Source organism: Rhizobium sp. O111, from assembly GCF_055616315.1.
Genome location: NZ_JBSHXL010000003.1, coordinates 126,642 through 145,861 on the forward strand (window position 1 = coordinate 126,642; position 19,220 = coordinate 145,861).

General features: G+C 60.0%; 16 protein-coding genes and 1 pseudogene. 7 read left to right on the forward strand and 10 right to left on the reverse strand.

Features of this window, described 5'->3' with window-relative positions; all coding sequences use genetic code 11:
- Nucleotides 1-102: 102 nt before the first annotated feature.
- Together ACVTFQ_RS26385 and ACVTFQ_RS26390 are read right to left on the reverse strand one after the other, a co-directional pair.
- On the reverse strand, nt 103-342 hold the full coding sequence (locus tag ACVTFQ_RS26385; protein ID WP_111563974.1) for a hypothetical protein: 240 nt from the start codon (nt 340-342) through the stop codon (nt 103-105).
- Nucleotides 343-886: 544 nt separating this feature from the next.
- Nucleotides 887-1,126: a hypothetical protein gene (locus ACVTFQ_RS26390; protein WP_470424229.1), complete on the reverse strand. Its 240-nt coding sequence runs from the start codon at nt 1,124-1,126 to the stop codon at nt 887-889.
- A gap of 1,438 nt (nt 1,127-2,564) precedes the next feature.
- On the opposite strand from ACVTFQ_RS26390, the gene ACVTFQ_RS26395 reads away from it, so the two are divergent.
- A complete protein-coding gene (locus ACVTFQ_RS26395) occupies nt 2,565-2,873 on the forward strand; it encodes a hypothetical protein (RefSeq protein ID WP_470424230.1) in 309 nt (102 codons plus the stop codon).
- Nucleotides 2,874-3,153: 280 nt separating this feature from the next.
- Here the strand turns inward: ACVTFQ_RS26395 and ACVTFQ_RS26400 are convergent, their stop codons facing one another.
- The 8 genes and pseudogenes from ACVTFQ_RS26400 to ACVTFQ_RS26435 all read right to left on the reverse strand — a co-directional run bounded on the left by ACVTFQ_RS26400 (nt 3,154) and on the right by ACVTFQ_RS26435 (nt 11,821).
- Nucleotides 3,154-3,642: a hypothetical protein gene (locus ACVTFQ_RS26400; protein ID WP_470424231.1), complete on the reverse strand. Its 489-nt coding sequence runs from the start codon at nt 3,640-3,642 to the stop codon at nt 3,154-3,156.
- A 27-nt stretch (nt 3,643-3,669) separates the two neighbouring features.
- Nucleotides 3,670-4,221, reverse strand: a complete 552-nt coding sequence (locus ACVTFQ_RS26405) for a YidB family protein (RefSeq protein ID WP_111563978.1) — start codon at nt 4,219-4,221, stop codon at nt 3,670-3,672.
- 73 nt (nt 4,222-4,294) lie between these two features.
- Nucleotides 4,295-4,816: pseudogene (locus ACVTFQ_RS26410) on the reverse strand (DUF3597 domain-containing protein).
- Nucleotides 4,817-6,794: 1,978 nt separating this feature from the next.
- Entirely contained in the window at nt 6,795-7,211 is a 417-nt protein-coding gene (locus ACVTFQ_RS26415) for a CBS domain-containing protein (RefSeq protein ID WP_111563981.1), read from the reverse strand.
- Between the two features lie 186 nt (nt 7,212-7,397).
- Entirely contained in the window at nt 7,398-8,948 is a 1,551-nt protein-coding gene (locus tag ACVTFQ_RS26420) for a sensor histidine kinase (RefSeq protein ID WP_470424232.1), read from the reverse strand.
- A gap of 298 nt (nt 8,949-9,246) precedes the next feature.
- On the reverse strand, nt 9,247-9,774 hold the full coding sequence (locus ACVTFQ_RS26425) for a flavin reductase family protein (protein ID WP_111563983.1): 528 nt from the start codon (nt 9,772-9,774) through the stop codon (nt 9,247-9,249).
- Nucleotides 9,774-10,664 (reverse strand): aldo/keto reductase, encoded by an 891-nt coding sequence (locus ACVTFQ_RS26430; protein ID WP_470424233.1) that lies wholly within the window; start codon nt 10,662-10,664, stop codon nt 9,774-9,776. Before ACVTFQ_RS26430 ends, ACVTFQ_RS26425 begins: the two co-directional genes overlap by 1 nt.
- On the reverse strand, nt 10,664-11,821 hold the full coding sequence (locus ACVTFQ_RS26435; RefSeq protein WP_470424234.1) for an LLM class flavin-dependent oxidoreductase: 1,158 nt from the start codon (nt 11,819-11,821) through the stop codon (nt 10,664-10,666). Before ACVTFQ_RS26435 ends, ACVTFQ_RS26430 begins: the two co-directional genes overlap by 1 nt.
- 102 nt (nt 11,822-11,923) lie before the next feature.
- Here ACVTFQ_RS26435 and ACVTFQ_RS26440 point away from each other — a divergent pair, with 102 nt between their 5' ends.
- The 6 genes from ACVTFQ_RS26440 to ACVTFQ_RS26465 all read left to right on the forward strand — a co-directional run bounded on the left by ACVTFQ_RS26440 (nt 11,924) and on the right by ACVTFQ_RS26465 (nt 19,217).
- A complete protein-coding gene (locus ACVTFQ_RS26440; RefSeq protein ID WP_111563986.1) occupies nt 11,924-12,628 on the forward strand; it encodes a GntR family transcriptional regulator in 705 nt (234 codons plus the stop codon).
- A gap of 216 nt (nt 12,629-12,844) precedes the next feature.
- On the forward strand, nt 12,845-13,921 hold the full coding sequence (locus ACVTFQ_RS26445; protein WP_470424235.1) for an ABC transporter ATP-binding protein: 1,077 nt from the start codon (nt 12,845-12,847) through the stop codon (nt 13,919-13,921).
- 56 nt (nt 13,922-13,977) lie between these two features.
- Nucleotides 13,978-15,213: an ABC transporter substrate-binding protein gene (locus ACVTFQ_RS26450; protein WP_111563988.1), complete on the forward strand. Its 1,236-nt coding sequence runs from the start codon at nt 13,978-13,980 to the stop codon at nt 15,211-15,213.
- A 135-nt stretch (nt 15,214-15,348) separates the two neighbouring features.
- The gene (locus tag ACVTFQ_RS26455; protein ID WP_111563989.1) at nt 15,349-16,266 is read left to right on the forward strand and encodes a carbohydrate ABC transporter permease; all 918 of its coding nucleotides are present in this window, start codon (nt 15,349-15,351) and stop codon (nt 16,264-16,266) included.
- Between the two features lie 3 nt (nt 16,267-16,269).
- On the forward strand, nt 16,270-17,124 hold the full coding sequence (locus ACVTFQ_RS26460; protein WP_112436261.1) for a carbohydrate ABC transporter permease: 855 nt from the start codon (nt 16,270-16,272) through the stop codon (nt 17,122-17,124).
- A gap of 101 nt (nt 17,125-17,225) precedes the next feature.
- Entirely contained in the window at nt 17,226-19,217 is a 1,992-nt protein-coding gene (locus ACVTFQ_RS26465; protein WP_470424608.1) for an alpha-glucosidase, read from the forward strand.
- The last annotated feature ends 3 nt before the right edge of the window (nt 19,218-19,220 follow it).

Here is a 19,220-nt window from a genome sequence, read left to right on the forward strand (position 1 = left end):
TGATCATCGACTGTCCGTTCTCCGGCACGGTATATCTGAAGCTCCAAGGCTCACGACAGGAAAGCACCGGGCCATTCAAAAGGGGCGTTCAAAGCCCCGATCTTAATCCCGTGGGTGCTCCGCGAGGAGGTGCTTACCGACCTCGGTGAGGATGAGGGTTGGCTCGCCTTTGAAGGCGACCTCCTTGACCAGGGATTTCTGTTCCAAGCGAGCAATCGCCGCCGACGAAACTTGTCTGTTACCCAGCAGCCAGCCCCGGCTGGAACGATGTTGACGGCGAAACCTTGCAATGGCGCCCAACGTATCGAGTGAACTTTTTGGAACGGAAACTTGCTTCGTCATTTGGCCACTTCATATAGCTATCCCGACTCTGTTGATTTGGCGATTTGTGTCCGTCGTTTCAAGTGTTGACGCTTCCCGATGCGGTGGCGGGACGTCGGCGGTAGTCCAGTATTCTCTTTCCGGTTCCAGCGGGCGCCGACCGCGCGAACCATGAACAGCCGCACCGGCCGCGCGCGGGTCTAACGCGCCGCGGCAAGTCGGAGGAAATCCAGGCAAGGCGGAGGAAGTGAAAGATCGCGCCACCCGGCCGGTGCGTTAGGCGTTTTTACGCCGGTGACCGTCCCGTTGGTGGTAGAGGCAACCAGTCCAGTGCGGTCCGTGCCCGTCGCGAGGCAAGGCATCTCCCGCCAGGAAACAGAGCCAGTGGGAGCCGACAGTCGCCGTCTTCAGTTCTCATGACGGGATAGGGCTCACGGCTCGGAGCATTCCAATGATGCGCTGGATCGCACCCAACAAGGCCTTGGATGTTCCTGACCTCTCTCACCTGCGAGCCAATGTCTTTCGAGCTCCTGTGTCGACCTAATTGGGCACGCGCGTCACCCCGTTACCGCAGGTTTCGATTGGGTTGATCTGGCTCGGTATCGAGTGTTCCAGTGACGGTTTCGTCGCGAGCTCGCGCTAGACTGTGGCGGAGGGCGGCCTCGGTCAATTTGCCATCTTGATAGGCCGCGATAATCTCAGCATGCCGCTCCTGGACATCGGCAACAGAAATCGGGTCAACAATGCCAAGCTCCGCGAGAAGGGCACGGACGGGATTGGTGTTCGGATTATCGCCTTGAGACATTGGAAATCCTATCTTTCAAGAGTTATACAAGTAGGCGACATTCGCCGTTTCCTTTGGATGGCGCCCGCTAGAAACGCGCGACCGGTTCATCCAGCTGGTCCCGTCGCGGGCGCGATGCACTGTCGAGCTTTGTTTTCCTCGCTCAACCTTTTGCCCGTCGAACGTCCGCCTCCACCTGGCGAGCCTTGCCGGCGGTCTTTTGCATTCCCCGAAACCTTCTCAGCCGCGTTACCCACTAGAACGCACCGTGGCGAGCGTTTCGTCCGTGCGATGTGAACCTCCGTTCAAGCAATTCGTTCCGCACCTTCCGCTCGACATCTCCCCCTGGAACTCAGCCGCCCGGAAAGCGTTCCGGAATAGCATTTGAAGAGGTGGCATGAGACGACGGACATGGCGACCTGGTTTCCCGGTCAAGGTGATGGTGCGCGGTGATCTGAAAAGCAACGATGCTAGACGAGCCGCAAGCATGCCTCATCTCAAAGTGCGATCAATCCTGGACCATGTTTGGTGGTACACGAGACATCGATGTATAGGATGTCATCAGACCTGAACTTGTCTGGTCATGCCAAGACCGCGCGTCTCCGCGCGGCCCGGTTCAATATGAAAACCAAGGCCACCGAGCCTTCGACAGCCACAAGGCAAGCAAACATTGAGCTCTCATAAAGTGATGTGGTTCCTTACCCATGAAAATTCGGGGTAGGCGTGGCGCGTACTAGACATAAATCCCGGTGCTCTGGCTGAGCTCGTCGAATTGCCCTGACGGGAAACCCCCAACCAGACCGGTTCAGTCAGATGCTTGGGTTCCCGCGACGAGTCGCCTGATACCGGTAACGGCAAGTAAGCCGATGGACGTGTTCTCATTGACGCGAGAAAAAGGGGCGGCGGGGGACAACCGTGAAATGAAACCGGGGAATGCGACAAATCAAACGCCCTCGGTCACGCGCAATTCCAATAAGTGAGGCTGGGCCATCGATGAATGGACGCGGTTACGGTTTCATAGCGCGGAGCCTCTTTGGTTGGACCAGTATTTGGGGCGGGCCGGGCGTCGGGCGAAGCGCATCTGTTTTCCCGTCTTGATGCACGATGTAGCTCGCGCGAGGAAACCATCGTCGAACATGCCGCCCTCAACGCTGAGGGGACATCGAGGCGGGGGACCTAAGTCCATCGATATAAGCTCATGGCGGAGTGGGGGCACCTGAACCCAGGCCGGACCGATAATCGTGGCGTCTTCACCATCTGATTGAGGCACGGCGCGGATAGGCAACTTGAACCATGGTCGCGCACCGCCAGCCGCCGCTTGCCGCGAACTCAAGCGCGCGACGTGGTGCGGCGCGCGGCCCACACCGTACGGAACCGGACTGATGACAAGACTCGGACCTAAGTCCCAATAGCCGTTTCGGTTGTTGTGATAAATCTGGGAAACGCCCAGGAGGACAGCATGACACTTGCCGCCGACATCAACGATGCCTGCCACGCGCTGCCATTGCTTGATCGACATCATCGCCACTGCCTGATCGAACGGATTCTCGGGCAGTTGGAAACCTATTACGCAACGGCAGTCCAAGGCGTCCCGCCAGACAAACACATTTGGATCGACACTCTCATCTTAACGGTCCGCGGCTCGGTTGACGAAATATCCATGATGGAGACCACCGATCTTCTCGACATACTGCGAGAGTTCGAGAAGCTTATCCACGTGCTCGAATGCATCGCTGCTTCCAAATCCGTCATCCCGACACATCACTAACAATCTGGACACAGAAGAGCTTGAGTGCCGACGGGCAGCCGTGAAAGCGAACACACCGTTTTTGTTGCGGCGGGTTAACGCGGCGGCCGCGCTCTCATGCCAGCCGCCGCGCCTCCGGGGTCCGCCGCCCGCGTTCAAGAAAGCGTGGGGCGGACACTCGCTGCGTCCACCCGATAAATGCCTCTCGCGGACAAAGGCGGCCAACTCTCGGCAGCCTTTGGAACCCGGGTGGACCCCGGCGACGGGCGCCGGCCAGGCTCCCTTGCGCCGCTTATGCGCACTAGCGGGTCGCACCCCACAAATAAGCAAGGGCAGCCACGATACCGACCGCCGTGAGGGGGCGATCGCGGATCCTGGCCTCCACGTCTGTCCATATCCCGCGGACTTGCGACTTCGCCAGGTGAACACCGCCTTCCGCGACCTCTGACATGGAGTCCGCCACGCGGCCAGCATCGCGACGGAGGCCATCAAGTCCCTCACGCCGAACATCGTGGTCGAAGCCGCTCGATTTCTCGCCTGTCGCGGCGAGGGCGGCGTCGACCAAGGGATAATCGCCCTGCGTCGCGAAGGATGGGTCATTGGCGACGCGAGCTGCTTCATCTGGATCCGTGCGACCCGCGGGGATCGAGGTGGTCGTCGCCGATACCGGGTCCGAGGCGGGGAATGTATCCTCGAGACCCTTGTCGAGGTGACCCTCGCGGGCGCTCTCGCGCTGCTTGGCTTGCTCATTCAGCATTGACTGGACGGCTGGCGATTTCGAGTCTGGCATATCGGCTCCTCCTATTGAGTTCTTCGACTAGGTTTGCGTCTGGGGGCTGTTTGTTGCCGCGCTGGCGGAAGCTAGGAATTCGTCCCCCGCGTCCGGCACCTTGCCATGGGGAGTAAGGTTATCGACAGCGGTGGGAAGGTCGCGGCTAAGGCGGTCGAGGATGTCTCGCGGCGACAATCCTGTCTTGGCCGACAGTTCGTTGATGACTTCCGGACCAAGCGCTTCCGAAAGCTGGTCGTTGTCCATGGTCGCGTTGGGACCAGTTTCGACCCAGCTCCTCGCCTTATCCTCATGGCCGTTCTGTTGGAACGTTTTCAGGAGGTCGCCGAGGCCACCGCTTAGAATTCCGCCAGTCGTCAGTCCGCCAAGAAGATCACCAAGGCCGCCGGGGCCCGTGAAGATGCCTCCCTGCCCACCGGCGGGTTGCGACGTGGTGGATCCAGGTTCCCGTCCACTGGCGTAATCACCCCCCGACCGTGGGCCCTGCAAGCCTCGAATGAATTCCCCAATCTTATCGCGGTTCTGGTACCCCGCGATGACGATAGCGCCTAGAAGCGCTTTCATTGGTCCGCTCATCATGGTCTTTTCCTTTCAGTGGACGGATGCGACACACACCTGTTAGCGCCCTGCTGGATGAAATGAGGATCGGTGATTAGTCGAGAAGATCAGCCGGAACCGTTCCACCATTTTCCGAAAGCTTCTTCATCAGCGCCTTGTGCAAGAAGGTGTTCATTCTCGCGGAGTCGTGCGCATCGCCGGCGTAGCCAAGTTAGCGCGCGAGTTCCGTACGCTCGTCGAGGCTGGCGTCCATTCCCACAGCCTTCATCAGGTCAACGATCGAACGCTTCCAGTCGAGCTTCTGACCTGACTTCGTCACCGCGGCATCCAAGATGGGGACAATGTCGACGTCCCGGGGGGAACTGGTCGAGGAAGCGCCAGCGGAGGCCTGTTCCTGGGAAGGAGCTGGGGATGCGATCTGGCCGGACGGTGGTGTCGTGGGTTGGGTGGACACCGGGGAGGGCGTTGGCTTGCCCCCCGACAACGATGAACCAGACTGCGCTGTCGCGCCCGCGGCGGTCGTCCGCCCGATCGGGACCGAAGCACCGCCGCCGCGCTGTTGGGCAGCGTGCGCTTGGCCGAGGATAGCCTGCTTGATGCGGTCAAAGATGCCCACGATGTTGTTCCTTCCGTCTGATTCGCCGCCGACAAGCAGTCGGCGTTGGTGTCCTTGGAATGGCAGTGAAACGTCGGAATTCGCGCGTGGTTCCAGGCCGTTGACGATCGCGATACTGATCCACGCGTCTTACTGGTCGATGCTCCTTATTCAGCAATAGCGCCCCGCGCTCGTGTCGCGGGCGATCGCGGTTGCCAAGGTTCAGGGAGCAGAGGCACTTAACCGCGCTCTTGATGTTACGCGTCACGCTACGGGATCACGCTCATCCTCGCGGGCACGTTCTCGCGGAGGGAGTGGAAATCCCGTCTGAGACATGCCGCGTCCCTCAGGTCGAGAACGTTGCGACCTACGACGAGGGCAATCCGGCGGGTGAAAAGGCCGCGCAATGGCTCGACGATCGCATACGAGTTCTTCTTCCTCTGACGCTTCCAATGCTCTCCTCTGACCCTCGGCAAAGCGGCGGATCAGCAATGGATCAGCTCGATCGCGCGCTTCCCTCGACCTGATCGCGACGTCGCCACGGCCGAAGCCACGTCTATAAGAGTAATAGCCGCAACCGCCGAATATAGGGCGCGCTGCTCGTCGGCGGTCGAGCGCAGCATTATGCCCTTTCCTCCGTAAGCCAGGACGCTCGTTGGCTGTGTCGTCGCCAAGGGCAGGTCGCCGGATAATCGCGTCCACGTAAGGGTACATCCAGGCCGGAACGACGTTGATGTTGTCGCGCGGATCTCGCTCGATTTCGGCCCGATTGGGATTTTCGGCCATGGATCTGGCGATCCCATTTACGGAGGCATCGGGAGCGATTGGGTCATCACGTAACCAGGCAAGGGCTTGGATCACACGCACGGCAGGCCGTCCGGCCCAAAATGCCGTCCTTGCCGCGATTCGCTTCACGTCCCATGTGTGGACGACCGTCCATCGCGATTGCTACCATTATCCTCAACAACGAAAAGAGGGACAGCGCGATGACCGGCCAGACCCAAAGACGATCCCCGCGAGCGCCAGCGGACGGATGGTCGCCCGCTTCTTCAAGGGAATATCCAGTGCTGGGCGAGATCGGCGCGCTGGTAGCCGAGCCGATCGCAAGCGCCGGTCGCCAGCCGCCGGCATGGACCACGCCCGCGGCTCCTCTTGAGCATGGTCCGCGAGAAGCGTCCGGAGGGCGATAAACACCCTCATTGCGGGCGTCACTGCACTCCCTGGTCCTCGGTCATCTGCTTTTGCGCCGCGCTAATGGCGGTCTCCAGCGTGACGAACGCCTTTGCGTCAAATTCCAGCCTCAAGGTGCTGCCACCAGCAAGCCGGGCGTACAATGCTGCTCAGCCCGGAGATCCTGGATCAAATTCAACAGCTTCGATTTCGATGATCGAGGCGTTAAGGTCGGCCTCGTCACTTTGTATGTCCCGCATGACGTCCTTCTCTCCAAACCCTCGATTTCACGATAAATGGCGTTCGATCTGGAAAATGCTAGCTCCGTATGTCCGCCGGCTCGCGAGGCTTCGCTGAAAGACCCTGGCGCGGTTCGGCGCTTGGGAACCAAGTGAGTTTTGCACTGGCTCGCGAAATAGGCGAGGCGATCGCAAGGTGGTCGCTGAAATCATTTTTTCGACTGCACGCTTGGTCGCCAAATCGATCAGTGACTGATCAAGCTTGCGCGGTGGCTGGATCATCAGCGCGGTAACGTACGAACATACATGCAAGTATTGCGATATTTGCATGCTTGGCCGATAGTTCGTGGGCTGGCCGAGTGATACGACTTGGACCCAAACCCAAAGCGCGTGCACATCACATCATTCGGTCAGCGCCCTCGGCATCCGAGATCACACCGCGGCCAGGCGGGGTCGACGGGCAACTTCGCTTTTCAAGAATCTCCGAGGCGTGAAGAGGTTGAAGGTCGTGGAAAGACCAGCGACTTACTGGGTTTTCAGGAGGTTAACAACTGGCCTTCACGTCGCGAACATGGTTGGGACACGACGGCTTATCTCGGCTCCTCGTCGTCCGAAATCTCTTCCAACGTAACGCCCGCTAGTTCCTCATCAAGAACCGCCATATCCCCGAGCGAAAGTATGCCACATACATTGCCCGCCCGGTCGAAGACCAACAGACGGCGCATCTGCAGCTCAGACATTCCGCGAGAAGCTTCGCGCAGGTCGTCATCCTCAAGACAGCTCTCAACTCCCGAGGTCATGATCTCCGACACCGGGCCGTCAAGATCGAGCCCCTCGGCCACCGCCCTCACTACGATGTCGCGATCAGTCACGATACCGAGAACCTTGTCGTTGACGATGGGGACCGCGCCAGAATCGATCTGTGACATCACCCGCGCAACCTGCCTGATGCTGGCATCGGGCGCCGCGGTCATTACCTGCCTCGTCATAACGTCTCGGACGAACATGCTTGGACCTCCTCTTGGTTCGTCTGACAAATCCGGAGCTTGAGGAAAGTTCCCGTGGTTTTGATCCGTGTATGGGGCAACGGGTCGACGCACGGGCCTTTCACCCGACAACCCCGGATGTTGGCGCGACGCGCCGTGTCCAAAATGAAAGTGGCTCACGGACGTGGGGAGGACGCTTCGGTGTGCTCAATCGGCGATCTTCAACACCGCCGTGAATTTCGTTCCATTGTCTTTCACGAAACGAAACTCACCACCCAGCTGTTGAACGAAAGCCTTGATCAAGCGTGTGCCCATGCCGGGCGAATCCGTGTCTCCATTAAAGCCGATCCCGTCGTCAACGACGGACAGTTCGGCGAAACCCTCGGCCCCGGATCGAAGACCGACACGGATGGACCCCGCCTCTCGGCCGGCGAAGGCGTATTTCATGCTGTTCGCGATCAACTCATTGACGAGCAGGGCGAAGGGCGTGGCTCGGTCGGGCGCGATCGTCATGTTCTCGACATCAAACGAAACAGTCACGGACTGCCCATGAACGTTCACGAGCGTGCTCACGAAGGACGGGATGAACTCGACCGCGGATACTCCACTAAACTGATCGAAGCCATACATCTGTTCATGCACGGCCGACATCGCGGAGATACGCTCATTGAGCCTTCGCACCACGTCGGGCTCGAACCCCTCGAGGCGAAGTAGTGCCATGACCGTCTGCAAATTGTTTTTGACCCGGTGATGTATCTCGCGCATCAGTGTTTGGTTCGCTGCCAGCGCTTGCGCGAGCTGACGAGTGTGCAACCCATCTATTCTGATTAGTTTTTGGATCCAGAGCGCGGCCGCGATCGCGCCGATTACCGCGAAAAATATCAAAAGGGCAGCGATCTTCGCATCGTCCCAGAATGGTTGCATGAGGACGCCAATGTCGGCCGACGCGATGGCGACGAATGGTGTTCGCTCTATGATACGGTAGCCAACCAGTCGGTCTTGGGCGTCAACAGGCGAATAGGAGCGATAGACACCAGCAGTCGCCTTCCTCATGTAGTCAGTAAAAAGCACGTACCCACCCATGTCGACCGGACCCGGGGGCTCTGGATGGCGCGCGATGAGCTTGCCGTCGCGCCTGATCAAGCTCACCGTCGAATTTGGTCCGATATCGACAGCATCCCAGATTGGCCTGAGTACATCCGCGTTAAAGGCAATAGCGGCGATACCAGCAAAGTTTCCATTCCGTTCGAGCCGCCGGCTGACGACGAAAATCTGGCGGTCGGTCAAGCGACTGACGATCAAGTCCGATGTGTATTCGTCCGCGCCATTCCTCAGCCGTGTGAAGTAGTCGCGATCGGACACGTCCATCGCTTGTGTCCTGGGGTTGTTGGAAAACAGCGTGAGACCGTCGGCGCCGACCACGTATGCCGTCACCTGCGGCGGGAGGTCCGCGACGGCCGCGTTGAGATCGTGGACCCGTTCCGCATCCGCGGAGAGCACGTTCGACCCCAGGGAATCGTCTATGCGGTGTAGTGTCTCGCGAGCAAGCGAATTGAGCCAGACCGCGTTAGCGGCAACGATTTTCGAAGCAGCGGTTACCTGGGCGTCAGCGCGTTTCACGGTCGCCTGGTAGCTTGAACCGAGCCATAAACCTAGGACGGAGAGCAGCGCCATGAACATCAGGCCAATGATCGCGAGTGACGCGCGCGAGACGGAGCCCGGCTGCAATTCACTGGAACCGCTACTCAATGGTGACATGCAGTTCCCTTGCCCTCGGGTCCGATGCGAATCCATACCCCGCCATGGTGCGCACCGCAATCGATAACGGCGGAATTTTCAGATGTTAGGCGGCGGGCTTCTCATCTCCCATGGGATAGAGCTGAAGGCTTTTCCGCCGCCCGCGCAAAAACCGCCGGATCGTGTCCGGCTTGACATTGGTACAGCGGCCCACGCTTGCCCGCCCGTAACTCAGCGAGCGAAACTGGAAACCGCGCGTGATGGGCGACAGATACCACGGCGAAATGAAACTTGCCTCGGGCCTTGTCCGATCAAGCTCTTAGGCATGACGCTCGAACCGGCCGAAACCACCGCGTGCGAAGCAAAGCGGCTCGCCATCCCGCAGCCCGACCCGCAATACCCGCCCAATGACCAGTGAGTGATCGCCAGCATCATAGACAGACTGCTGCTCGCACTCGAACCGGGCAAGCGTTCCAGGGATGATGGGAGCGCCTTCCACGTTATGCTCCCATCCTAGATCCGCGAAGCCTTGGCCACCCCGCGTAAAGCGGCTGCTAAGCGCTGTTTGCTCCGCGCTCAGGACGTGAATGGAAAAATGTCCGGCGGACGTGAAGAGTGCGTGGCGCGACGAACTCTTGGCTGGCGACCAGAGCACCAGCGGTGGGTCGAGTGAGACCGATGCGAAGCTGTTTACCGTCATGCCAATTGGACCGGCATCGGTGTTCGCGGTCACAACGGTCACGCCCGTTGGGAAAGCGCCGAGCGCGTTGCGGTAGCTGCGCGTGGTCTCGGCATCAGGTATGAACACATGCTCTTCGAAGGATCTCGCGGTTTCGACGATTGTCATCACGGCACCTCATGTCCAATGGCAAGTGAATAGAGCTCGAACCAGGTCTGGCGATCGATTGACACTTTATTCGCGTCGGAGATTGCCGCGATCCGCCGCAAGTTGTTGGTCCCCAGCACCGGTAGGATCGAAGCCGGGTGCGCCAGCAGCCACGCGACAGCGACCGCGGCGACATCGACACCCTGTTCGGCCGCGATCTTGGCAAGTCCGGTGGCGAGCGCACCACCCCGGGTCAACAGAGAACCGCCACCCAGCGGCGACCAGGCCATGACCTGCCGCTTGCGCTCCCGCAGGAAGGCGAGATCGCCGTTGGTAAAGGCGTCAGTGGCGGAGAGGCTGAGCTCGATCTGGTTGGTCGACAGTGGCGTGTTCATGGCCGATTGCAGCAGTGCGAAATCCCAGGGGCGGAAATTGGAGACGCCGACTGCTTTCACCTTGCCTGATTTCACAAGTGCATCGAGGGCCGCGCCGGTTTCGTCCGCGTCCATGAATGGGTCCGGGCGATGGATAAGGAGGAGATCAATCCGGTCCGTCGCCATGTCGCGCAGGGACGCCTCGACCGAGGCCCTGATATGGGCGGCGCTGGTATCGTAGTGCTTGACGCGCGAGGCGGCATGCCGGCCAGCGGGCGCCACGATGCCGCATTTGGTAACGATCTCCAGCTTGTCGCGCAGGCCGGGTGACGCCCGAAACGCACCACCAAGAATGGCTTCCGCGGTGTAGCCGCCGTATATATCGGCCTGATCGAGAGTGGTTATGCCCTGGGCGAGGCACGCCTCGACCTTCGCCCGCACATGCGCCGGCGAAGTGTCGGCGTCATCGCCGATGCGCCACATTCCATAGACGAGCCGGCTCAGCGAAACGTCGGCGTTCAGTTCGATGCGTTCCATCAGTGGCGCTTTCCATTTCCAAGGGGAGTGGCTGGGGTCTCGGCGGGAACCCTGCCTCGCACTTCCGGCAGAGAGCAGGTCTTCATCTGCGGCAGAACCTTCGTGCCGAAATGCTCGGCCTCGTCGAGATGCGGATAGCCCGAGAAGATGAAGGCACGGATGCCCATTTTCTGATAGTCTTCGAGTGCGGTCAGCACCTGATCGGTGGACCCCACCAAAGCGGCGCCGCAGCCAGAACGCGCGCGGCCGACCCCGGTCCAGATGTTGGGTTCGACATAGCCGAACTTGTCGGCGAGTTCGCGGGCCCGCGCCTGGTGGGAAACCCCGAGCGAAATGCTGTCATGGGCGCGGTTGCGGATCAGCTGGCCATACTCGTCATCAAGCCTTGACACCAGATGCTCAGCGTACTCGCGGGCTTCGGCTTCGGTGTCACGGACAATCATATGAATGCGCAGGCCGTAATCGAGCGTGCGGCCATGGGCCTCGGCCCGGCCATGGACGGCGCGCATGCGCTCGGCAAGCTGCTCCTTGACCTCGGGCCACATCAGATAAACATCGCACTGGGCGCCGCACAGTTCAAGCGCGTCAGGCGAATAGCCGCCGAAATAAAGCAGCGGCCCGCCGTTCTGTTGATATGGCCTCGCCGGTTCAGTGGAGACGCCCTTGAACTGGTAGATTTCTCCGTCGTGGTCGATCGTGTCGCGCGTCCAGGCCTGGCGCAGGATCTCGACCACCTCGTGGCTGCGGCGATAGCGGTAGGCGCTGTCGGCGACCTCGCCAGGGAAATCGGAGCTGATGACGTTTAGCGTCAGCCGACCCTTCAGCATATGGTCGAGCGTGGCGACAGTTCTGGCTAGCATGATTGGCTGCATCTCCCCGCAGCGGATCGCCGCGAGAAAGTTGATCTTCTCCGTGATCGGCGCACAACCAGCAACGAAGCTGAGTGTGTCCTGGCCAACCTGGTAGGACGAGGGGCACAGGATGTTGCGGAAGCCAAGCGCTTCCGTCTTCTGGACGATTGACGAGCAATGCGCCCAGCTCGAGCGCAAAGTGTCGTCAGGAACGCCGAGATATGCGTAATCGTCGGAGCAAAGCGCGGAAAACCATGATACTTCGGCGGCATCGAGATCGCCTGATGTTATCGGTACAACGGTCATGAAATTCCTCCTCAGCTGCCGAATGACACTTGAATATCATCAGGTTTTTAGTAAATCAATGGTGTATCAATTTTTTGTCTCGCGCCCAAGGAAAGCCTGCAAATGAAGAACGCCCGCGGCAGCCTGCCCATGTATCTCCAGATCGCCGAGCTTCTGGTTCGTGATATCGCGGCGGGGCGGTTGATCGATGGCGAGAAGCTTGCCCCCGAGCGCGAGATGGCCGCCAACCTTGGCATCGCCGTTGGAACGTTGCGCAAGACCCTGGCGGAATTGCAAAGCCGCGGCCTTCTGGAGCGCGTTCAAGGCTCGGGCAATTACATCAGGGCGATCAGCGATCCCAAGAGCGTCTACGCCATGTTCCGACTTGAACTGGTCGGCGGCGGCGGGCTTCCGACCGCCGAGGTACTGGATGTATGCCGACTGAAAAAACCCGAGTATTTGCCGACGTTCGGCGCCTCGAGCGAAGGGCATCGCATCCGTCGTTTGCGCCGTCTGTCCGGCAAGGTGGTGGCCGTGGAGGAGATTTGGCTCGACGGATCCTATGTGGAAACGGTCACCGCGGAGGAATTGTCGGAATCTCTTTATCTCTACTACAGGACCAGGCTCGGACTGTGGATAGCGCGCGCCGAGGATCAGATCGGGATGAGTGCCGTTCCCGAATGGGCGCCCGAGGCCTTTGGGCAGAAACCGGGTAGTTCGGTACCCCATGTCGTGCGTATGAGCCAGGCACAGGACGGTGCGACGGCCGAGCTCTCGCATACGTGGTATGATCATGAACTGGCACGTTACGTCAGCCGGCTTCGCTAAGGTCGGACATTATCCTGCTCCGCCAAGGGCTTGGGAAAAAATGACGAAATGCAATTTCCGCGTAAACAATGGATGCTCTAAAATTCAATAGGTTAGGTTGTAAATTAATCGACATAAATAAAATTGATACACCATTGATTTCCTTATCGCGGTCGGTATGATCGCTGCCAAGAGGTGGCCTTGGTTTGATTTTGGTCAAGGTTGGAGGAGGAACGCATGGCGTCGGTAAGTCTGAGGAAGCTTGACAAAAGTTACGGCGCTCTGCGCATCGTCAAGGGTATCGATCTGGAGATCGCCGACGGCGAGTTCGTCGTTTTCGTTGGTCCGTCCGGCTGCGGAAAATCGACGACACTGCGCATGGTGGCCGGGCTCGAGACCATTTCCGGCGGAGAAATCCGTATCGGAGATCGGGTCGTCAACGCGCTGCCGCCGCGAGAACGCGACATTGCCATGGTCTTCCAGGATTACGCGCTTTATCCGCACAAGACCGTGCGCGAGAACCTGGGCTTCAGCCTCAAGGTGCGCGGAACGAACATTGCCGATTCCAACCGACGCATCGACGAGGCGGCGGAAATCCTCGGCATCTCGCATCTTCTGGATCGCCGGCCGGGGCAATTGTCCGGTGGTCAGCGTCAGCGTGTCGCCATGGGCCGCGCGATCGTGCGCCGCCCGCAGGTGTTTCTGTTCGACGAGCCGCTGTCGAACCTCGATGCCAAACTTCGCGGACAGGTGCGCACCGAGATCAAGCGTCTGCATCAGCAGATCGGCACGACCATCATCTACGTCACGCACGATCAGGTGGAGGCGATGACGCTGGCGGACCGCATCGTCATTCTGCGCGGCGGCGATATCGAGCAGGTCGGCACACCCGATGAAGTCTACAACCGGCCGAACAGCGTCTTCGTCGGTGGCTTCGTTGGTTCTCCGGCGATGAATTTCGCAAAAGCCGCGATCAAGGGCGACCGTCTCGTCTTCGCCGACGGCAACCAGCTGCCATGTGCCGCGGTCCGTTCAGGTCAGGGGACGCTGGACGAAGGCCGGGAAGTGATCGCAGGCATTCGGCCCGAGCATTTCACGCCGGTCGCGGCATCCGATGTCCAACTGGCCGTGAAGGTTCAGGTCGTCGAGCCGCTCGGCTCCGACACACTGGTCCATTTCCAGTTGGGCGGCGACGTCTTGACCGCACGTATGCCGCCTGATGTTCGCACGCATGCCGGCGAGGAAATCAGGATCGGCGTCAACCCTTCAAGGATTCATCTGTTCGACGCCGCGACGCAGCGCGCGATCGCCTGAAGCTCTTTGCGCGGCGGAGGATTGAGGTCCGCGCTTATGATCACTGGGAGGAAAACATGATCAGCAGGCCACTTATCGGCTTGGCGCTTTGCGCCAGCATTCTGGGCTCGGCCGTTCCGGCTTTCGCCGATACGGAACTCAAGATCTTCGTGTCGAGCCAGCATCATCCCGATGTATGGCGCAAGGTATTCGACCAATACGAAGCCAAGACGCCAGGGGTGAAGGTCACCATCGAGGCTGGCGGCAACACGTCGGAGGCTCAGGCTCAGTACCTGAACACCGTGATGTCGGCCAAGGACACTAATCTCGACGTCCTGATGCTCGATGTCATCCGGCCGGCTCAATATGCCAAGGCCGGCTGGACCAGCGACTTCTCCGACAAGGATATGTCGAAGTTCCTGCCGACCTACACGGAAGCAAATACCGTCGATGGCAAGGTGGTCGCCATCCCGGCATTCGCCGATGCGATGTTCCTCTACTATCGCAAGGATCTGCTCGACAAGTACGGCATCCAGCCCCCAAAGACGTGGGATGAATTGACGGCAGCGGCCAAGAAAATCACCCAGGGTGAAGGGCGTCCAGATCTTCAGGGCCTGTCATTCCAGGGCAAGGCGATCGAGGGCGCGGTCTGCACTTTCCTCCTGCCTTACTGGAGCCAGGGCAAGACGCTCGTCGAGAACGGCAAGCTGACTTTCGATCACGATGCCGCGGTCAAGTCGCTGGCGCTGTGGAAGAGCTTCGTCGATGACGGCGTCGCCAAGAAGAACATTTCCGAAGTGGCGACCGATGACACTCGCAAGGAATTCCAGGCTGGCAACGTCGTGTTCGCCATCAACTGGTCCTATGGCTGGTCCAGCTTCCAGGGCAAGGATTCGGCCGTTGTCGGCAAGGTCGATGTTGCCACGCTTCCGTCAGTGACCGGCGGCGAGCAAGCAAGCTGCCTGGGCGGTTGGGAGTTCGGCGTGTCCGCCTACTCCACGCATCAGGAAGAGGCAAGGAAGCTTGTCGAGTTCCTGTCCAGCCCTGAAGTCTCGAAGTTCATGGCGGTCAATGGCGCGCTGTTGCCGACCTATGCCGATCTCTACAAGGATGCCGACGTCACCAAGGCGGCGCCGTGGTTCGCCAGCGCTCTGCCGGTGGTTGAAACCGCGAAGGCCCGCCCTGTCACCCCTCGCTACAACGAGGTCAGCGAGACGATCCGCACCACCATCAATGCCGTGCTGGCCGGTGTCAGCACGCCGGAAGAAGGCGCTTCGCAGATCGAAGCGCGGCTGAAGCGGATCTTGCGATAATCCGCCTTTGCGCACCATGCGCTGACCTGCGGTGCATCGTGTTTCAGCGTTGCAGGTCGCGCTGACCGCGCCCCGACAGAAAGGGATATGACATGAACACGCACAGCAGGAGCGCTCGCCGTGAGTATATCAATCATGCCGCTCACTGACGCGGATGAAGAGCAATTGCCGCGGTGGAGCAAATGGCTCGACCTGAGCGACCGCGCGTTGGCCGTTCTCTTGCTGGCGCCCGCAGCCATCCTGCTGTCGCTGATCATCGTCTATCCCGTTGGGCGGCTGGTTTACACCAGCTTCTTCAACCTGTCGCTAACTTCCGGCTTGCCGGCGGAGTTCGTCGGCATCGATAATTACCGCGCGATGATTGACGATCCGGTGTTCTGGCAGACGCTGTGGAACACGGTGCTGATCACCATCATCACGGTACCCGGCGCCCTGTTGGTCGGCCTCGGACTTGCGCTTCTCGCCAATCTGCCCTTTGCCATGCAATGGCCGGTGCGGTTGTCGCTGCTCATCCCCTGGGCGCTGCCGCTGTCCTTCGCGGGTCTGATCTTCGCGTGGTTCTTCCACTCGGAATACGGTGTAGTGAACGATGTGCTCACGCGTCTCGGCTTCGGCAGTATCATCTGGTTCAATTCCCCGAACTGGGCTTTCGCCGCAATCTGCCTGACGATCGTGTGGAAGACGTCGTCCTTCATGGCGCTGATGATCCTTGCTGGCCTTCAGACCATTCCACGTTCTCTCTATGAGGCGGCCGATGTCGATGGGGCAGGGCGTATCCGACAGTTCTTCGAGATCACCCTGCCGCTGCTCAAGCCCTCGATCGTCGTCGCTCTGATTTTCCGCACCATTACCGCGCTGCAGACTTTCGATATCCCATTCATGATGACGGGCGGTGGTCCGGGTACGTCGACGGCGACGCTTGCCATGTACATCCACCAGAACACCGTGTCGTTCCTCGACCTCGGCTACGGATCGGCGCTCGCCGTTGTCATGTTCGCGCTGTCGATGGTCGTCACCGCGGTCTATCTCCGCATCATCAGGACAAAGGAATAGGTCATGAGCGCCGTCGTCGTTCCCAGCCCCGCGTCGTTCCTGACCGGTAAACCTCTGCGCTTCATTGCCGCCGCGATCCTGCTCGTCAACGGGCTGTTCCCGGCACTGTGGATCTTGTTCACGTCGCTGAAGACGGAGAGCGAACTGACGCTGAAACCGATCACCTGGCTGCCGCATCAAGCCACGCTCGCAAACTACATGCAGGCTTTCTCCGACCAGCCGCTGCATCTGTTCCTGTTCAACAGCTTCATGGTGGCGCTGCTGTCGACGCTGCTCACGCTCTTCATATCGGTTCTCGCCGCATACGCGTTGGCGCGGCTCAACCTGCGTTTCCGTGGACTGATCCTGGCGCTGATTGTCGCCGTCTCCACCTTCCCACTGGTGACCCTGCTCGTACCGCTTTTCGAGATCATGCGCTCGCTCAATCTCTTGAACACGTGGGTTGCACTGATCCTACCCTATACGGTGCTGTCCCTGCCGATCTGCACGCTGATGCTGATCTCGTTCTTCGAGGGCATCCCGCGCGATCTCGAAAATGCGGCGATGATCGACGGCTGCACCCGGCTTGGCGCCCTTTTCAAGGTCGTCGTTCCCCTTTGCGCGCCCGGCGTCTTCACCGCGGGCATCCTCGCCTTCGTCAACGCCTGGGACGAGTTCCTGCTGGCATTGTCATTCAACTCCAATCCGTCGCTCCGTACCCTCCCTGTCGGTATCCAGCTCTATCAGGGCGAGTTCGCCTTTCCCTGGCCGGTCATCTCGTCCGCGCTCGTCGTCGGCATCGTTCCGGTGGCAATCCTGATCGTCATCTTCCAGGAGCGTGTCGTGTCCGGCCTGACCTCGGGAGGCATCAAGGGATGAGCCACGCCACAGCAATGCAGCGACATCATATGTTTACCGATTCAACACTCGAACGTCCGGCGCCGACTGAACTCAGGCACGCGAGCGGGACCGGAGAACGCATCGTGCTCGAGGCGACTGCTTCGGGCTTCACCGTGTCCCTCGACGGGCGCGTCGTTCTCAACCACACGAGCAGCGCACCCGCGATGTTCGTTGGCATTGGCGAAGAGCGCATGGACATGTATCGCGGCAATTTCGACATCGAGGACTATGTGATCGAGCGCAGCAGATTGGCGCATGCCGAGATCGACGGGCGCCGGATCGCCTTGTCGGAACGCGCTGGCCAGCCGCCACGCCTCGTCCTGACCCTCACCGACAGCGCCATCGAGATCCAAGCCCTCGATCCGCTGATCAACCGCTTCTGGATGCGGGTCGCCGCCGACCATGACGAGCATGTCTGGGGTGGCGGCGAGCAGATGTCTTATTTCGACATGCGCGGCAGGCGTTTTCCGCTCTGGACGTCCGAGCCGGGCGTCGGCCGCGACAAGACCAGCGAGATTACCTTCAAGTCCAACATCAAGGATCGCGCCGGCGGCGACTACTTCAATACCAACTACCCGCAGCCGACCTATGTCTCGTCGGCACGCTACGCACTGCATGTGGAGACGACCGCCTATTCGGTCTTCGACTTCCGCCACAAGAGCTTCCACGAGATCGAGGCCTGGGCGATCCCCGAACGGATCGAGCTCTTCGCGGCGCCCAGTTTCGTAGAGCTCGTCCGCCAGCTTTCCCAGCGCTTCGGCCGCCAGCCGCGCCTACCCGAGTGGGTCTATAAGGGTGCGATCATTGGCCTGAAAGACGGTGTCAACTCCTTCGCCAGGCTGCAGGCGATGCGGGACGCCGGCGTACAGGTCTCCGGCCTCTGGTGTGAGGACTGGGTCGGGCTTAGGCAGACCTCCTTCGGCGCAAGACTGTTTTGGGACTGGCAGGCTAACGAGGAGCGCTATCCGGGTCTACGCCAGAAGATCGCCGAGCTGAATGACGCGGGCATCCGTTTTCTGGGCTATGTGAACCCCTACCTATGCGTTGATGGTCCGCTCTTCCCGGAGGCTGAACGTGCCGGTTATTTTGCCAAGACCGCGGAAGGCGCGACAGCCCTGGTCGATTTCGGCGAGTTCGATTGCGGCGTCGTCGATTTCACCAATCCGGAAGCGGCCGAATGGTTTGCGGAAGAGGTCATCGGCAAGAAGATGCTGGATTTCGGTCTATCCGGCTGGATGGCGGATTTTGGCGAATACCTGCCGATCGATGTCAATCTGGACAATGGCATCGACGCCAAGCTGATGCACAATGCGTGGCCGACCCTTTGGGCCGAGGTCAATGCCAATGCCGTCGCCTCGCGTGGCATGACTGGTGAAGCGCTGTTCTTCATGCGGGCAGGCTTCACCGGCGTCCAAGCGCATTGCCCTTTGCTATGGGGGGGAGACCAATCGGTTGACTTTTCGCGCCATGACGGTCTCGTGACCGTCATCTCGGCGGCACTATCGTCAGGATTGCTCGGCAACGCTTACCATCACTCCGATATCGGCGGATACACCAGCTTGTTCGGAAACGTACGGACGCCTGAACTGTTGATGCGTTGGGCGGAGATGTCGGTCTTCACCTCGGTCATGCGCACGCATGAGGGAAATCGGCCCCGTGACAACGTCCAGATTGACCAGGATCCACAAGTGTTGGCGCATTTCGCGCGCATGACGCGCCTCTACGTGCATCTGGCACCCTATCTCCGCACACTGTCGGCAGCCGCCGAGGAAACAGGCCTTCCGGTGCAGAGACCACTCTTCCTGCATCATGAAGACGACCGCGACACCTATGCGATCCAGGACAGCTACCTTTATGGCAAGGAACTGCTTGTCGCGCCTGTCTGGCAAGCCGGACAGCAAGAACGATTGCTCTATCTGCCAAACGGCGTTGACTGGATACACGTATGGAGCGGCGAGGCGTATGCCGGCGGTCAGGAAATCAGTATTGCCGCGCCGGTCGGTGAGCCGCCGGTCTTTTATCGCGCCGACGCATCGTTCGCCGCGACCTTCGCGGCGCTGGCTGAGCTTTGAGCG

Bases quoted from the DNA above. Each gene is read 5' to 3' on its own strand.
- ACVTFQ_RS26385 (WP_111563974.1), bottom strand. From the start codon at position 342: ATGACGAAGCAAGTTTCCGTTCCAAAAAGTTCACTCGATACGTTGGGC.
- ACVTFQ_RS26390 (WP_470424229.1), bottom strand. From the start codon at position 1,126: ATGTCTCAAGGCGATAATCCGAACACCAATCCCGTCCGTGCCCTTCTC.
- ACVTFQ_RS26395 (WP_470424230.1), top strand. From the start codon at position 2,565: ATGACACTTGCCGCCGACATCAACGATGCCTGCCACGCGCTGCCATTG.
- ACVTFQ_RS26400 (WP_470424231.1), bottom strand. From the start codon at position 3,642: ATGCCAGACTCGAAATCGCCAGCCGTCCAGTCAATGCTGAATGAGCAA.
- ACVTFQ_RS26405 (WP_111563978.1), bottom strand. From the start codon at position 4,221: ATGATGAGCGGACCAATGAAAGCGCTTCTAGGCGCTATCGTCATCGCG.
- ACVTFQ_RS26415 (WP_111563981.1), bottom strand. From the start codon at position 7,211: ATGTTCGTCCGAGACGTTATGACGAGGCAGGTAATGACCGCGGCGCCC.
- ACVTFQ_RS26420 (WP_470424232.1), bottom strand. From the start codon at position 8,948: ATGTCACCATTGAGTAGCGGTTCCAGTGAATTGCAGCCGGGCTCCGTC.
- ACVTFQ_RS26425 (WP_111563983.1), bottom strand. From the start codon at position 9,774: ATGACAATCGTCGAAACCGCGAGATCCTTCGAAGAGCATGTGTTCATA.
- ACVTFQ_RS26430 (WP_470424233.1), bottom strand. From the start codon at position 10,664: ATGGAACGCATCGAACTGAACGCCGACGTTTCGCTGAGCCGGCTCGTC.
- ACVTFQ_RS26435 (WP_470424234.1), bottom strand. From the start codon at position 11,821: ATGACCGTTGTACCGATAACATCAGGCGATCTCGATGCCGCCGAAGTA.
- ACVTFQ_RS26440 (WP_111563986.1), top strand. From the start codon at position 11,924: ATGAAGAACGCCCGCGGCAGCCTGCCCATGTATCTCCAGATCGCCGAG.
- ACVTFQ_RS26445 (WP_470424235.1), top strand. From the start codon at position 12,845: ATGGCGTCGGTAAGTCTGAGGAAGCTTGACAAAAGTTACGGCGCTCTG.
- ACVTFQ_RS26450 (WP_111563988.1), top strand. From the start codon at position 13,978: ATGATCAGCAGGCCACTTATCGGCTTGGCGCTTTGCGCCAGCATTCTG.
- ACVTFQ_RS26455 (WP_111563989.1), top strand. From the start codon at position 15,349: ATGCCGCTCACTGACGCGGATGAAGAGCAATTGCCGCGGTGGAGCAAA.
- ACVTFQ_RS26460 (WP_112436261.1), top strand. From the start codon at position 16,270: ATGAGCGCCGTCGTCGTTCCCAGCCCCGCGTCGTTCCTGACCGGTAAA.